Genomic DNA, 14,535 nt, shown 5'->3' with positions numbered 1-14,535 from the left:
ATCATATCATGCCGACCGGCCCTGCCCCTATCCTTTTCGGATGGCATTATGGCGTGTCACAATCGTTTCCCGCAACACATCACGGAGCAGTTCTGGCATGAAGTAACGCTTCGTCTGGTCGGCCAAGTAAGGAAGGAGCGGACCGAACGTGAACATGTCGACCGTGGCGACGCGATACGTCTCATCGAGCTCGACTTCCTGACCGTGGACGTAATAGCGACCATGCCTCAACTCGAGACCGTGGACAATCGGGGCGCCAAGCACCGTTCCGCGAAATCCGAGGCCACGGACATGCATCGTCGTGAACGCTTCTTCTTGCACATCGTTTAAAAAACGGATCAGCGTGGCTCCGTCCAGCGAGAGCAGACAAGGGTTGATCGGATGCGGACAGATGCGGTGAAGCATATTGAGCGTGACGTGCCCCGGCAATAATCCTTCCAATAGGACGCCTGCCGGGATCACGCTCACTTCAGCGTCACACCAGTCCGCCAGCCCGCCTGCCAACAGTTCACCGAGGGCAGATGGGCCGAACCAGTCGCTCGGATAACCCGGCGTGTCAGCGATGGTCACGTCGAGCAGCCGCTCGGCTTGGCTGTATTCTTCTTGTAAGGTCGAAACCGTCGCTTCATCTGTCTCTCGTTCCGTCAAGTCATGCAAACTGGCCCGCTTCTCGATGACTCGGTTCCCATCGAGGGTGAGTTCCACTTCCCCGACGTATTGCCCGTATTTGCCGGCCTGGGCGATCAAGACACCGTTCGTGACGACCCCATCATCGAGCACGTGATGGGTATGGGCCCCGAGGATGACATCGATTTCCGGAAATGCTTCGGCGAGCCGCTCATCTGCATAAAAACCGAGGTGGCTGAGGGCGATGACGATATCACAGTCTCGGAGTGTTTCAAGCGCACGTTTCGTCGCCTCATGTGGCGCTTCGATGGTCCAACCGAGTTCCGGATAAAGTTCTTCATACGGTGCCGTCACGCCGAACAGCCCGATGCGGAGTCCGTCTCGTTCGACGACGAGCGTCTCCGTCGCCCAATCGGGTCTCGTGCCATCCGCCTGATAGACGTTCGCGAGCAACACCGGGAACTCCGCTTCTTCGTATAGATGGGCGAGCCAGTCATGCGGGAACGTGATGCCTTCGTTGTTCCCAATCGTGACCGCCGTCGGTTGGACGCGATTGAGCAGGCGGACGTTCACTTGTCCTCGCGTCACTTCCGTCGCCGGATGGGTCCGATCGGCATGGTCGCCGAGATCGAAGACGAGCGTCTCTTCTGTCCGGTGCTCGTTCAAAAACGAGACGAGACGCGGCCAGTTATGAAATTTCGAATGTAAGTCATTATAATGATACATCGTGATCGTTCTCAAGACGATTCCCCTTCCTAGAACAGGCTGATTTGGCTCGGGGCGAGCTCATATTCGGCACCGAGGATCTCGATCAACCGTTTGGCGTTCGGTACCGCGTCTCCGGCCGAGTTGTTGTTAAAGTAGACGTACACCGACTTCGCCGTTGCGTCGACTTGTTTGAGCGCCGCCGCGAGCTCTTGCAGTTCGTCTTCACTGTAGCGATACAGACAACGCACATGACGCCACTCTTGGCTCGTCATTCCTGGTTTTCTAAGCCAGCCAGCCGTGTTGCGCCCGTGTAAGCGAACGACGGCCACTTCCGGATTGGTCACGACCGGCACGAACGGGATGCTGCTCTCTTTCGTCTGCGGCTCATCACAGATCGTGTTGATGAACCGAAGTTCCGTCAAGAAAGCGAGCGTCCGCTCCCGGAACGCCTCGGAGAACCAAGTCGGGTTTCGGAACTCGATCGCGATGTCATAGTCCTTCAACTCGTCGCGAATCGTCCGCAAATAATCGAGATGCGGCTTTGAGACGTCAAACCACGGCGGCAGCTGGACGAGCACGGCCCGGAGTTTTCCGGCCTGCTTCAACGGTTCGACCGAGGTCCGGTACCGTTCGAACAGTTCGGCGAGCGGTAATTTCGGTTCGCGGTCATGTCCGCTCATTTCCCTGGAAACTTTGACGACGAACTGGAACGTTTCCGGTGTCTCCTGGTTCCACTTCTCATAGTTCTTCACAGGTTGAATCGCATAAAACGAGGAATCGATCTCGACAGTCGGAAAATGCCCCGCGTAGGTCGACAGTTTATGTTTACGTTCTTCCGGGTTCGTATAGAGCAAATCGTGGTCGCCCCATCCCGTCACACCGACATAAATCATCATGTTCCCTCCTTACATCATTGTTCGAACGTGGCCGTCGCTTTCCGCTTCGACCAGTTCAACGTTCCGGCGAACGTCACGAGCAACAGGACGAGTCCCATCACGAACGGATAGCGCATATCGATATCAAACGCAATCCCGGCGAGTGTCGGCCCGACGATATTGCCGATGCTCATATAGGCGTTGTTCATCCCCATCGCAAACCCTTGTTCCTTATCGGCCATTTTCGACACGAGCGTATTCAACACCGGTCGTAAAATCGACGTCGACAAGAAGATAATCAACGTGACGGCGAAGAAAATCGTGTAAGACCCGGCGAACAGCGAGAACAAGAAGCCGAGCGCGGCGAGCATGATGAAGATAAGCACGACTTTGATCTCACCGAGCAATGAAACGAGACGGTCGACGGCGAACAGCTGCACGATGACACTGACGATGCCTGTCCCGGTGATCATGACCGCGATTTGTTGCGGTGTCGCGCTGAACGTCTCACTGACGAACAAGCCGAGGACAGATTCATACGCCATCAAACCGAACGCCATGACCAAATTGATGACGAGCACGAAGAAATACGGCTTCCGTGTCGACGACACGAGTTGGCGCGGCAACGACTCGCTCTCGCTCGTTTGAACGTATGGTTCTCGATCCGGTTCCTTCAATAGAATGATCGACGAGATGACGGCGACGAACGAGACAATCGCTGACAAGAGAAGCGGCGCCTTCAAACCGAACTCAGCGAAGAAGCCACCGATCCCCGGTCCAATAACGATCCCGAGCGACATTGCCGCGGAAATATAGCTGTTCCCTTTCGCCCGTTGCTTGAGCGTGGTGATGTCAGCCACGTAGGCGAAAATCGCCGGAATCAATAGCGCGGCTCCGACGCCGCCGATCGCCCGTGAAATCAAGAGGACGGTCAGGTTGTCAGATAAGTAAAAGACGCCCATCGAGACGGTAAAGCCGATCAGACCTAAAATAATCATCAGACGGCGTCCGTAAACATCCGCCCATTTCCCGGCGATCGGCGACATGAGCAACTGGGTCCCTGCGAAGACTGAGATCATGAGACCGGCAGCAGTGCCGCCTTCTCCGATCATCTTCAAATAATCAGGAATGATCGGAATGATGATCCCGAATCCTGCTACAGCGATGAACATGTTCAACATGAGAATCGCCAATTGTTTCTTTTGTTTAGTCGTCAATGTATGTCACTTCCTTTTCATCCTTTCATTTTACTTGTTGATGAATGGAATGAGCAAACGATAAGACAGCAAAACACCCATCCTTGACCAGAGGATGGGTGTTCGTTCACTTGCTTATGAGATGCGTGATTGAGCGAGTAATTGATTGGAACGTTGTTTCGGTAAGAAAAGCGTAATCACATACACGATCAACGTTGGAACCGCCCAGGCGAGCCCGATCTCGGCCATCGGCAAGTTCGTGATCCATTCGGTTGCAGCAGACGGCGCCAAACCGTGTGTCGTCTCAAAGAGCGAGAGCACGAGGGCCGTATACACTGTCGCCTTCATAGCGACGTGAGGGTTGCGTTGAATGCGTTCCGTGATCGACACGAGAACGAGTGCGATCATGACCGGATACAAGAGCGTGAGAAGCGGTACCGCGATTTGAATCAACGTACCGATTCCGACGAGTGAGATGAGATAGCCGAACAACGTCGTCGCGATAACGACCTGATAATACTTGAGTGATTCGAACGTGTTGCTGATGAAGCGTGAGAACTCAGTGATGAGCCCGACCGCTGTCGTCAAACAAGCGAGGAAGACTGCTGCCCCAAGTGCGAGCATTCCGACTTGTCCGAATGAAGAACCGGCGAACGCTTGAAGCAAGCTTGCGCCATCTGTCGTCCCCGTTTGACCCGTCATATTCGCTCCGATCGATCCGAGCGAGATATAGACGAGCATCAAACATGTGACGGCAAGTAAGCCTGACGAGCGGAGAAGCGAAGACGCTTCTTTTTGGTCTGTCATACCGTTCGCTTTGAGCGTAACGAGCACGATGGCCCCGAAGACGAGTGCGCCGAAGACGTCCATCGTCAAGTAACCTTGTTTGAAACCTTCCCCGAGAGCACCCATCCATGTCTCATATCCTTCTGCTGGTGCGACCGGCTTCCCGAGTGGAGCCACGAGGTTCGTGATTCCGATTGCCGCAAGCAAGAGCAAGAGGATTGGTGTGATGATGCGTCCGATGATTTCAATCAATTTTTGAGCGCGTAACGTCAAGAAGAACGTTAATCCGAAGAAGACAGTTGAACTGATTGCGAGCGTGAGCGTAGATGGCGCACCGAGGAACGGTACGACTCCCATCTCATACGTGACGGCTGCCGTCCGAGGAATCCCGAAGAACGGCCCGATTGCCACGTACATTAATCCCGTCAAGACGAGAGCAAGACGCTTCGGAATATACCGAGCGATTTGGTCAGACCCACCGCCGACCCGCGCGACTGCGAAGAGCGCGAGTAATGGTAGCCCGACGCCGGTAATGACGAAACCGACTAGGGCTGGGACGAGGTTCTGTCCTGCCATCGCACCTAACATCGGTGGGAACAGCAAGTTCCCGGCCCCGAAGAATAATGCGAAAATCGTGAACGCTAACGGGAATAATGTCGATTTTTTCATACAACTACCTCCACATACATGTAATACCTTCCGTGTTACCCAATGAATCAAATGACTAAATTTTCTGACAATAAAGCGCTTGGTCTATTTCATTATACACACTTTCATTTTTTTGACCACCCTATCCTTAAAAATGATGTTTATTTTTTTGAAATGTGGATTTTTCATATGGAACCGTTCCCTTAATTTACAAATTATCGGTTGGTCGCACTCACTGACTAGTTGTAAATGAGAAAAATGGTCAATAACGGATATCAAACTTCCGGAATGATTCGACCGTCGTGTCTTCCGCTTCAATCCGTTCGACCCCGACAAAACGATTCCCGTCATAGAGGGCGCGTTTATATGATTCGAGTCTCTCCGCGTCTCCTTCGATTTGAAGTTCAACCGTCCCATCATTCAAATTCCGGACCCAACCTGTGATGCCGTATTTAAGGGCAGTCGCTTGCGCGAAGTAACGGAAGCCGACCCCTTGGACCCGGCCTGATACGATAAGATGCTGTGCCTGTTTCATATAAGTCTCCTCCTCTAATTTGAAAGAATGGGTTTAGCCTCTGTCTCGTTAGGCAACAATATATAAGTAAAATACTGGATAGGAGTGGTGATGTGGAACAACTTGTGACTGTGGTGACGACAATTTCAGATTGGCTATGGGGTGTGCCAATCATCTCGTTACTCGTTTTGTCTGGACTCTATTTGACGATTCGTTTAGGATTCTTCCAATTCCGATACCCCATCTACATAATGCAACAAACGTTAGGCAGTGTTTTCAAAAAACCAAAAGGTGAAGGTGACATCAGTCCCCGCCAGGCATTGACGTCGGCCTTATCTTCGACGATCGGTGCCGCCAATATCATCGGGGTACCAGCCGCCATCATGTTCGGCGGTCCGGGCGCCATCTTCTGGATGTGGGTCATCGCCGTCGTCGGGATGGCCATCAAGTTCTCGGAGAGCGTCCTCGCCGTCCGTTACCGCGAGAAGAACGAGGCCGGTGAATTTGTCGGCGGTCCCGTCTACTATATGGCGAAAGGCTTGAAGCTGAAATGGCTCGCCTCATGGTTCGCCTTCGCTCTCATGATCGAACTCATCCCGAGTATCATGGTTCAAGGAAACGCCGTCAGTTCGGCCGTCAGAGAGACGTTCAACGGCAATACCCTTGTGACCGGGATTATCGTCGCCGGGCTCGTCGCCCTCGTCGTCTTCGGCGGTATGAAACGCATCGCGAAAGTGACGGAAGTCATCGTCCCGGCGATGGCACTCGTCTATGTCGGTGCCGGTTTCATCATCGTCTTGATGAATTTCTCACAAATCCCGGAAGTACTCGGGCTCATCTTCTCATACGCATTCCAACCGATGGCCGCTCTCGGTGGTTTCGCTGGTGCCGCCATCGCCGAGACGATTCGTTGGGGCTTCGCCCGTGGTCTTTATTCGAACGAGGCAGGACTCGGGACGGCACCGATTGCCCACGCCGCTGCGCAAACGGATCATCCGGTCCGGCAAGGTTTTTGGGCCGTGATCGGGATCGTCATCGATACACTCATCATCTGTAGCACGACGGCGTTCGTTGTTTTGTCGTCCGGTGTATGGACACGGGCCGATGCGATGAACGATCCAGCCGCCCTGACAACAATCGCGTTCCAACAGTACTTCGGTTACACGGGTAGCCTGCTCGTCACAATCTCGCTCATCTTCTTCGTCTTGTCGACGATTATCGTCATCATCTTCTACGGGTCGCGCCAAGCCGAGTACTTATTCGGTTTGAAGGCCGGCTTCCTGATGAAAGTCGTCTATATCGGCTCAATCGTCATCGGTGCAATCGGTGGAGCACAGATGATTTGGAACTTCCTTGATTTGATGCTCGCGATGATTCTTATCCCGAACATGATTGCCGTCTTGATGTTGAGCGGCGAAGTGAAGCGCTTGACGACCGAGTTCTTCACGTCCGAGAAATATTATAAGAAAGACGTCGCCGAGAAGAAGGCGTCGTAATGACAAACCCGGCTGCGATTGCAGCCGGGTCCTTTTTATGTTGATGATTCGATGTTGTCAATCGTTTGGCGAATCCGTCCGACCGAGGCATCGAACTGCCCCTGTTCCTCGTCCGTCAGTTCGATCTCGATGATTTGGCGGATGCCGGTCCGGTCAATCAAGGCCGGTACGCCGATATGAAGACCTGAGGCACCGTATTCACCATCGAGGTGGGCACCGATCGTCACGACGGAGTTCTCGTTCCGGACGATGGCGCGGACGATTCGGAGGAGCCCGAGCCCGATCGCGTAGTACGCCGCGCTTTTATATTCGATGATTTGATTCGCCGCATCGCGGACCCCTTGATAGATGGCGTCCAAATCTTCTTGGCGATACGATTCATTCTCTTCAAGTAGCTGCTTCATCGACTTCCCGTAAACGCGGGCGTTGTCCCAGGCGACGAAGCCCCCGGCACCGTGCTCACCCATGTAATAGACGTGACAGTTCCGCGGCGACAAGTCGAAGTACTCGCCGACCTTATAACGAAGACGGGCCGTGTCAAGCACCGTACCCGAACCGATGACGCGGTGCTTCGGCAAGCCTGACGCCTCAAAGGCGACGTGCGCCATGACGTTGACCGGGTTCGTTGCGACGACGATGATGCCGTCGAATCCGCTCGCCATGATTTGTTTCGTGACGTCACGGACGACGACCGCGTTTTGTTCAGCCAGGTCCATCTGGGTCTGACCGAGCTTTTGAGCGGCACCGGCCGTGATGACGACGATATCGGCGTCACGGCAGTCCGAGTAGTCCCCTGCCCAAATGCGGACCGGGCTCGGCGCGAACGAGATGCCGTGGTTGAGGTCCATCGCCTCCCCTTCGGCCTTGGCGTGGTTCGAGTCGATTAAGACGAGCTCTTCACAGAGCGCGGCCATCGACAGTTGATAGGCGAAACTGACGCCGACCCATCCGGCGCCGACGACGGCGATGCGGGTGATGTCTTCTGGGTCAATCGTATTGTGATCCATATGCTTCATCCCTTTCTAAACGTGTTCTCTTTCTTAGCATACCCGACTCGCCTTCGTTTCACGACAAAAAATGCGATCTGCTTTAGATTATACAAAAAACCAGCGAAGTCGAGCTTCGCTGGTCGTCGAGAGATCCTTACTTATTGTTTTTTTGTAGCACTTTCAACCCTGTACCCATGTCAGACGCGAGCACATAGTTTTGATCGACGTAGACGCCCCAGATGTTCGCATCGGCCGGCACGTATTTTCCGATTTGTACCGGGTGACTTGGATTCGAAATATCAACAGTTCGAACCCCGCCCGCGTAGTGAGACAGGTATAACGTGTTCCCATGTACTTTTGGATCGTGTACCGTCTTACCGAACGTCACTTGTTCAGCCGGATTCTCAGAGATATCTTCTGTCAAATCCGTCTTGAATTCGCTCAATAGTTTCGGATTCGTTTTATTTTTAATGTCGAAGATTCGAGTGTATCCGTACGCTTGTTCGTAGCCTGATTTAACCGGCGCATACACTTCTCTCGTTTCGACGAGTATCGTGCCGCCTTTTGCAAGTGCCGCCGAGTGCGCCGATCCTTGTTGATCTGACGCAAATGTCGTCCGTCCTTCGTATGTCACATTGTCTGGGTCTGAGATGTCCAGGATGATCGTCCCAAGATCCCAGAACGAGAGAAACGCTGTTTTCCCGTTCTCATCCGCATAGGCGCTATGGTTGAAGACTGGTCTCTTCTTGCCATCTGGCGCGTTCCACGTGTATCCGTCAAAGCTTTCATCCACTTCCGGCAAAGAACGTGGATCGAATTCGTATAGCTTCTTCGGTTCCGCTGGGTTGGTCACATCTACGAGTTGGAAATCCTTCTCTTTCCCGTGCGAATAGTAATCTGCATAAGGGTTCGAGGCAAGGACCAATACCCGGTCCCCTTGTGTCGTCAAATAAAGCTCATGTGTCCCTCTCGTCTTTTTCGTGACCTCATAGAAGCCTAACTTCTTCGGCTCATACGGGTTAGTCACATCATAGATGAGGAACCCGCCTTTCGAATTCGGATTTTTAGAGTCGAGTTGTTGAACCGAGACAACGGCCAAATCACCTTTAAACGATTTGGTGTTCACCGTCTTCACGATGACTTTTTCCTGCCACGTACCAGGAATGTCTTGATCGGCAAATACTGCGACTTCTTTCGGGTTAGATGGGTCTTTCAAATCAAATACGCGAACCCCGCCGTTACCTCCACCTGAAGTATGTGTTCCTGTATACGCGAATCCTTTATGAGCATACACATCAGCCGTACTGTTTTTCACGCCTTCTCTGATTTCTTTCAGTGGTACCGCTGCCGTCTCATGTAGATACTTGACGTTCTTACTTCCTTTCGTCACGGAAACCGAACTGATTTCATCCGGGTTACGTTGCCCTTTCTCGATGTTGATGTCTCCTAGCTCGTCATGCGCATATGTAACCGGTAAAGCTGACGAGACCGTTAATCCTGTGACGAGCGCTGCACTTAATAAGAACTTTCCTTTCAAAATAAATTCCCCCTTAGATTTTTTTGATAGAAACTCTGTTAGAGGCAGAATGCAAAAAAATCCTTCTGAACTCATAAACGAGACAGAAGGATTCCGAAAAATTCCGATTTCCTCTCATCTCTCAGCGTTCGCTGTTAGATTTAGCACCGTTTCCGTACTGGCGATTCAGTACGGATGGTTGCCGGGCTTCATAGGGCTAATTCCCTCCACCTGCTCTTAATAAGAGTATTCATATCAAATTACTTTGTATTATGACGGCGTTTCCATGGAATGTCAATATGTTTTTTTGCATAATCTTTACAGGTGAAGTCATCATTTATTCTCGTTCTCGATAATAGTGAATCGGCCGAATCTCGAGCCTCCACCCCAATGCTTCCGCTTCGGGCACTTGGGTCGTCGGATGGATGGAAGCGATTCTGAGCGCATCCTCCATATCCAACGCTTCAATCACGAACGCACTTCCCATCACTTCTTTCGATTCTGTAGCGGACCCATCTGTAATCGAAATCTGCTGTGACTCCCGCTTGAGTTGTTTCACGCTCGCTTCAAGCCCCATGTCCATCAATACCTTTTCACTTGCATACAGCTCCTGTAAGTGTCGTTCACACGTCGCCATGATTTGATCGATTTCTAGGTCGGACTTCTCGTTCATTTTGTCAGCGTCGAAATATCCCATTACCAAGAACAGCATGTGATTGTCTCCTCTCGCATCTATAGACACGCGTCATCTAATTCCATTCCCTATTCTCTGTTTACAGACATAATCGACAAAAAAGACGGTCGACATGAGTTCATGTCAACCGTCCTTCTCTATCTATACAGGATTATCCGATCGATCCTTCCATCTCAAACTTGATGAGACGGTTCATTTCGACGGCATATTCCATTGGCAATTCTTTCGTGAACGGCTCGATGAAGCCCATGACGATCATTTCCGTCGCTTCTTCTTCCGAGATTCCGCGGCTCATGAGGTAGAAGAGTTGCTCTTCTGACACTTTTGAGACTTTCGCTTCGTGCTCGAGTGAGACTTGGTCGTTCAAAATCTCGTTGTACGGGATCGTGTCCGACGTCGACTCGTTGTCCATGATGAGCGTGTCACATTCGATGTTCGAACGCGCGCCTTTCGCTTTACGACCGAAGTGGACGATTCCGCGATACGAGACTTTTCCGCCTTGTTTCGAAATCGACTTCGAGACGATTGACGACGACGTGTTCGGTGCGAGGTGAATCATTTTCGCGCCCGCGTCTTGGTGCTGCCCTTTACCGCCGAGAGCGATCGAGAGCGTCATCCCGCGTGAACCTTCACCTTTCAAGATGACAGCCGGGTATTTCATCGTGAGTTTCGAACCGATGTTACCATCGATCCACTCCATCGATCCACCCGCTTCACAGACGGCACGCTTCGTGACCAAGTTGTAGACGTTGTTCGCCCAGTTCTGGATCGTCGTATAGCGGCAGTATGCGTCTTTGTTGACGAAAATCTCAACGACCGCTGAGTGAAGTGAGTTCGTCGTGTAGACCGGTGCTGTACATCCTTCGACGTAATGGACAGAAGCGCCCTCGTCGACGATGATGAGCGTCCGCTCGAACTGACCCATGTTCTCTGAGTTGATGCGGAAGTAAGCTTGGAGCGGTTGCTCGAGCTTCACGCCTTTTGGTACGTAGATGAATGAGCCACCTGACCATACAGCCGAGTTGAGTGCCGCGAACTTGTTGTCCGTCGGCGGAATCAATTTCCCGAAATACTCACGGAAGATGGCTTCATCTTCTTTGAGCGCCGTGTCTGTATCTTTGAAGATGACACCTTTTGATTCGAAATCTTCTTGCATGCTGTGATAGACGACTTCAGACTCATACTGAGCCGAGACGCCTGCCAAGTATTTTTGCTCCGCTTCCGGGATTCCGAGCTTGTCAAACGTACGTTTGATTTCTTCAGGAACCTCGTCCCACGAGTGCTCTGTCTTTTCAGACGGTTTAACATAGTACGTGATCTCATCGAAATCGAGTGCCGTGAGATCGCCGCCCCATGTCGGCATCGGCATTTTGCGGAACTGTTCGAGTGATTTCAAACGGAACTCGAGCATCCATGCCGGTTCTTCTTTCATGCGCGAGATCGTCTCTACGATTTCATTCGTCAAGCCGCGGCCTGAACGGAAAATCGAGATGTCTCGGTCATGGAAGCCATATTTATAATCGCCAATGTCAGGCATGTTTTTCGCCATATCGGTCTCCTCCTTCTACTTACGCTTCCTCGTCGACTCCCTTTTCAAGCGCTTTCCACGCGAGCGTGGCGCACTTGATGCGAGCCGGGAACTTTGAGACGCCAGACAACGCTTCGATGTCGCCTAGGTCGAACGTGTCTGTATCGTAGTCTTTCCCTTGGACCATCTCCGAAAAGATGTTGGCCAATTGGAGTGCCTCGTCAACAGACTTGCCCTTCACGATTTGAGTCATCATCGATGCCGAGGCGAGACTGATCGAACAGCCTTCCCCTTCAAACTTGGCATCTTTCACGATTCCATCCTCGACTTGGAGTTGGAGTCGGAGTGAATCCCCGCATGTCGGGTTGTTCAAGTCGATCGTCACGCCATCTTCGATGACGCCACGGTTTCTTGGGTTTTTATAATGATCCATGATGACCTGTCGGTACAACATATCGAGATTGTTAAAACTCATAATTGAAATACTCCTTCGTTTGACGTAGCCCTTCGATGAAGCGGTCGACTTCTTCTTTCGTATTGTACAAGTAGAAGCTCGCTCGGGCTGTCGATGATTGCTTCAGGAGACGCATGAGCGGCTGGGCACAGTGGTGGCCGGCCCGGACCGCGATGCCTTGCATATCCAAGACGGTCGCTAAGTCGTGGGCGTGCACGTCACCTAAGTTGAACGTGACGAGTCCGACCCGTTCCTCTGGCCCGAAGATTTGGATACCTTCGATCGTCCGCATCTGTTCGATGGCGTACGTCGCAAGCGCCCGTTCGTGGGCTTCGACGTTCTCGAGACCGAGGTCTTCTAAAAAGTCGATGGCCGCTGCCAAACCGACGGCGCCGGCGATAATCGGCGTCCCCGCTTCGAACCGGTACGGGATGTCTTTCCATGTCGACTCATACAAGTCGACGTAATCGATCATCTCGCCACCGAATTCGACCGGTTCCATGTGTTTGAGCAATTGCTTCTTCCCGTATAAGACCCCGATCCCGGTCGGACCGAGCATCTTATGGCCAGAGAAGGCGAGGAAGTCGCAATCGAGTGCTTGCACGTCCAGTTTCCGGTGCGGTGCGCTTTGCGCCGCATCGACGACCATGACCGCCCCTTTTTCATGGGCGAGCTTCGCCACGTCGGCGATCGGGTTGATCGTGCCGAGCACGTTCGAGACGTGACTCATGGCGACGATTTTCGTCCGGTCCGACAAGACGGCACGGACCGCCTCGAGCGTGACCCGACCGTCCGGCGTCAATTCGACGTAACGGAGTTTGGCCCCTTTACGCTTGGCGAGCTGTTGCCACGGAATCAAGTTCGCGTGGTGCTCCATCGGCGTGAGGACGATCTCGTCCCCCGCGCCGACGTTGGCATCCCCGTAGCTTGACGCGACGAGGTTAATCGCCGTCGTCGTCCCGCGTGTGAAGATGATCTCTTCCGGGACGGCGGCGTTGATGAATGAACGGACGCGCTCCCGCGCCCCTTCATACGCATCCGTCGCGTGCGTCCCGAGCGTATGGACGCCCCGGTGCACGTTCGAGTGGATGCGGCGATAGTAATCCTCGATCGCCTCGATGACAGCAAGCGGTTTTTGGGAGCTCGCCGCGCTGTCGAGATAGACGAGCGGATGACCGTTGATTTCCTGATCTAAAATCGGGAACTGTTTACGAATCGAGGCATCGATCATCTTAACGCACTTTCCCTTCGATGACTTCACGGAGACGGTCTTTGACCGACTCGATCGCGAGTTGCTCGACGACCGGGTTCAAGAATCCGTGAATGATCAACCGTTCGGCTTCTTTACGTGACAAACCACGGCTCATCAAGTAGTAGAGTTGCACGTCGTCGACGCGTCCGACCGAAGCGGCGTGACCTGCCATGACGTCGTCCTCATCGATAAGGAGGATCGGGTTCGCATCCCCACGTGCCTTTTCAGACAACATGAGTACACGTTCCGTTTGAACGCCGTTCGATTTCGAAGCGCCATGGTGAATCATCGATGTTCCACTGAAGATGGCCGTGGCTGAATCTTTTTGGACACCGTGAATCAAGATGAACCCTTCTGAAGACTTCCCGAAATGGTCCGTCCGGATGTTGAAGTTTTGCTTCTGTGCGCCACGACCGATCGTGACGGCTTTCGTGTCTGAGAACGTGTTGTCCCCGACAAGGTGCGTTTTCGTCTCGACGACCGAGTTGCCATCGTTCATGTGACCGAGCGCCCATTCGAGGCGTGCGTTCTCATAGACGACACCGCGGCGGTTCATGAACGAGAGGGCCGAATCAGCAAGCTGATCGACACCACCGAAGACGACTTTCGCGTTCGCGGCAGCGAACACTTCTGTCACGGCATTGACCGTGTGCGGCTCGTTCGTGTTCGAGAGGAAACTCTCGATGTACGTCAATTCACTGCCTTCGTCTGCGACGATGATCGTGTGGTGATAGAGCGCGCCGTTCGCTTGTTCCATCGTGAAGATGGCTTGGAGCGGGTCCTTCAATTGAACGTTCTTCGGTACGTATAGGAACGCACCGCCGTTCATGAGAGCAGCGTTCAACGCAGACAAACGTTCTTCGTCCACGCGGACACCTTCTGTCATGAAGTACTTCTCGACGAGCTCCGGGTGTTGTTCCATTGCTTCGTTGATGCCCATGAAGAGGACACCTTCTGGCGTTGCAAGTTCGTTGTAGACGACATGACCGTTGCGTTCAACGAGCACGTTTGTGCGATGGTCTCCAAGAAGTGCTTCGATTTCGGGCGTCAAGCCGTCGTGCTTCGTGAGTTCGACGTCTCCAGAGACGAAGTCCCATTTATCAATCTTGATTTTTTCAACTTTTGGCAAGGCGAGAGTCGGCGCAAGTTCTGCTGCTTCTTTGCGACGGTTGACCATAAATGCTGGTCCACCGAGCGCCTCTGCACGTGCCGCTACTGCTTGTGCATCCAATTCAAATTGTACGGTCATCGT

13 protein-coding genes and 1 riboswitch are annotated in these 14,535 nt (G+C 52.8%); of the genes, 1 reads left to right on the top strand and 12 read right to left on the bottom strand.

Translation table 11 applies throughout. The annotated features are described in order from the left end of the window. Nucleotides 1-27 precede the first annotated feature (27 nt). From FED52_RS04570 to FED52_RS04550, 5 genes are all read right to left on the bottom strand, one after another. Nucleotides 28-1,368 (bottom strand): bifunctional metallophosphatase/5'-nucleotidase, encoded by a 1,341-nt coding sequence (locus FED52_RS04570; protein ID WP_240731312.1) that lies wholly within the window; start codon nucleotides 1,366-1,368, stop codon nucleotides 28-30. Between the two features lie 14 nt (nucleotides 1,369-1,382). Next, complete coding sequence (locus FED52_RS04565; protein ID WP_138859117.1) at nucleotides 1,383-2,228, bottom strand: DUF72 domain-containing protein; 846 nt, start codon at nucleotides 2,226-2,228, stop codon at nucleotides 1,383-1,385. A gap of 17 nt (nucleotides 2,229-2,245) precedes the next feature. Next, complete coding sequence (locus FED52_RS04560; protein ID WP_138859116.1) at nucleotides 2,246-3,427, bottom strand: MFS transporter; 1,182 nt, start codon at nucleotides 3,425-3,427, stop codon at nucleotides 2,246-2,248. A 114-nt stretch (nucleotides 3,428-3,541) separates the two neighbouring features. After that, nucleotides 3,542-4,861, bottom strand: a complete 1,320-nt coding sequence (gene brnQ, locus FED52_RS04555) for a branched-chain amino acid transport system II carrier protein (RefSeq protein ID WP_138859115.1) — start codon at nucleotides 4,859-4,861, stop codon at nucleotides 3,542-3,544. A 241-nt stretch (nucleotides 4,862-5,102) separates the two neighbouring features. Beyond that, complete coding sequence (locus FED52_RS04550) at nucleotides 5,103-5,375, bottom strand: acylphosphatase (protein ID WP_138859114.1); 273 nt, start codon at nucleotides 5,373-5,375, stop codon at nucleotides 5,103-5,105. 92 nt (nucleotides 5,376-5,467) lie between these two features. Between FED52_RS04550 and FED52_RS04545 the strand changes: the two genes are divergently transcribed. Further along, on the top strand, nucleotides 5,468-6,850 hold the full coding sequence (locus FED52_RS04545; RefSeq protein WP_138859113.1) for an alanine/glycine:cation symporter family protein: 1,383 nt from the start codon (nucleotides 5,468-5,470) through the stop codon (nucleotides 6,848-6,850). A gap of 35 nt (nucleotides 6,851-6,885) precedes the next feature. Here FED52_RS04545 and FED52_RS04540 read toward each other — a convergent pair whose 3' ends face one another. The 7 genes from FED52_RS04540 to sufD all read right to left on the bottom strand — a co-directional run bounded on the left by FED52_RS04540 (nucleotide 6,886) and on the right by sufD (nucleotide 14,532). Further along, nucleotides 6,886-7,857, bottom strand: coding sequence for an L-lactate dehydrogenase (locus FED52_RS04540; RefSeq protein ID WP_138859112.1), 972 nt, complete (start codon nucleotides 7,855-7,857; stop codon nucleotides 6,886-6,888). A gap of 136 nt (nucleotides 7,858-7,993) precedes the next feature. Then, nucleotides 7,994-9,376 carry an LVIVD repeat-containing protein gene (locus FED52_RS04535; protein ID WP_138859111.1) on the bottom strand — a complete coding sequence of 461 codons (1,383 nt, stop codon included), beginning with the start codon at nucleotides 9,374-9,376 and terminating at the stop codon, nucleotides 7,994-7,996. Between the two features lie 111 nt (nucleotides 9,377-9,487). Further along, nucleotides 9,488-9,602: riboswitch (SAM riboswitch) on the bottom strand. A gap of 90 nt (nucleotides 9,603-9,692) precedes the next feature. After that, nucleotides 9,693-10,067, bottom strand: coding sequence for a YciI family protein (locus FED52_RS04530; protein ID WP_138859110.1), 375 nt, complete (start codon nucleotides 10,065-10,067; stop codon nucleotides 9,693-9,695). Nucleotides 10,068-10,200: 133 nt separating this feature from the next. After that, nucleotides 10,201-11,598, bottom strand: coding sequence for a Fe-S cluster assembly protein SufB (gene sufB, locus FED52_RS04525; protein WP_138859109.1), 1,398 nt, complete (start codon nucleotides 11,596-11,598; stop codon nucleotides 10,201-10,203). A 19-nt stretch (nucleotides 11,599-11,617) separates the two neighbouring features. Beyond that, entirely contained in the window at nucleotides 11,618-12,052 is a 435-nt protein-coding gene (sufU, locus tag FED52_RS04520) for a Fe-S cluster assembly sulfur transfer protein SufU (protein ID WP_034778441.1), read from the bottom strand. Beyond that, nucleotides 12,042-13,262: a cysteine desulfurase gene (locus tag FED52_RS04515; protein WP_138859108.1), complete on the bottom strand. Its 1,221-nt coding sequence runs from the start codon at nucleotides 13,260-13,262 to the stop codon at nucleotides 12,042-12,044. The genes sufU and FED52_RS04515 overlap by 11 nt, the downstream gene beginning before the upstream one ends. 1 nt (nucleotide 13,263) lies before the next feature. Continuing rightward, the gene (gene sufD / locus FED52_RS04510; RefSeq protein ID WP_138859107.1) at nucleotides 13,264-14,532 is read right to left on the bottom strand and encodes a Fe-S cluster assembly protein SufD; all 1,269 of its coding nucleotides are present in this window, start codon (nucleotides 14,530-14,532) and stop codon (nucleotides 13,264-13,266) included. Between the last annotated feature and the right edge of the window lie 3 nt (nucleotides 14,533-14,535).

It is taken from the genome of Exiguobacterium mexicanum (assembly GCF_005960665.1).
In the GTDB taxonomy this organism is placed as follows: domain Bacteria; phylum Bacillota; class Bacilli; order Exiguobacteriales; family Exiguobacteriaceae; genus Exiguobacterium; species Exiguobacterium mexicanum_A.
The sequence above is the reverse complement of the archived record's forward strand: the minus strand, read 5'-3'. Positions and strand labels throughout refer to the sequence as shown.

What these genes read in the sequence shown, in the direction of transcription:
- FED52_RS04565 (WP_138859117.1), bottom strand. Translation starts at nt 2,228, where the DNA reads ATGATTTATGTCGGTGTGACGGGATGGGGCGACCACGATTTGCTCTAT.
- brnQ (WP_138859115.1), bottom strand. Translation starts at nt 4,861, where the DNA reads ATGAAAAAATCGACATTATTCCCGTTAGCGTTCACGATTTTCGCATTA.
- FED52_RS04550 (WP_138859114.1), bottom strand. Translation starts at nt 5,375, where the DNA reads ATGAAACAGGCACAGCATCTTATCGTATCAGGCCGGGTCCAAGGGGTC.
- FED52_RS04540 (WP_138859112.1), bottom strand. Translation starts at nt 7,857, where the DNA reads ATGGATCACAATACGATTGACCCAGAAGACATCACCCGCATCGCCGTC.
- FED52_RS04530 (WP_138859110.1), bottom strand. Translation starts at nt 10,067, where the DNA reads ATGCTGTTCTTGGTAATGGGATATTTCGACGCTGACAAAATGAACGAG.
- sufB (WP_138859109.1), bottom strand. Translation starts at nt 11,598, where the DNA reads ATGGCGAAAAACATGCCTGACATTGGCGATTATAAATATGGCTTCCAT.
- sufU (WP_034778441.1), bottom strand. Translation starts at nt 12,052, where the DNA reads ATGAGTTTTAACAATCTCGATATGTTGTACCGACAGGTCATCATGGAT.
- FED52_RS04515 (WP_138859108.1), bottom strand. Translation starts at nt 13,262, where the DNA reads ATGATCGATGCCTCGATTCGTAAACAGTTCCCGATTTTAGATCAGGAA.
- sufD (WP_138859107.1), bottom strand. Translation starts at nt 14,532, where the DNA reads ATGACCGTACAATTTGAATTGGATGCACAAGCAGTAGCGGCACGTGCA.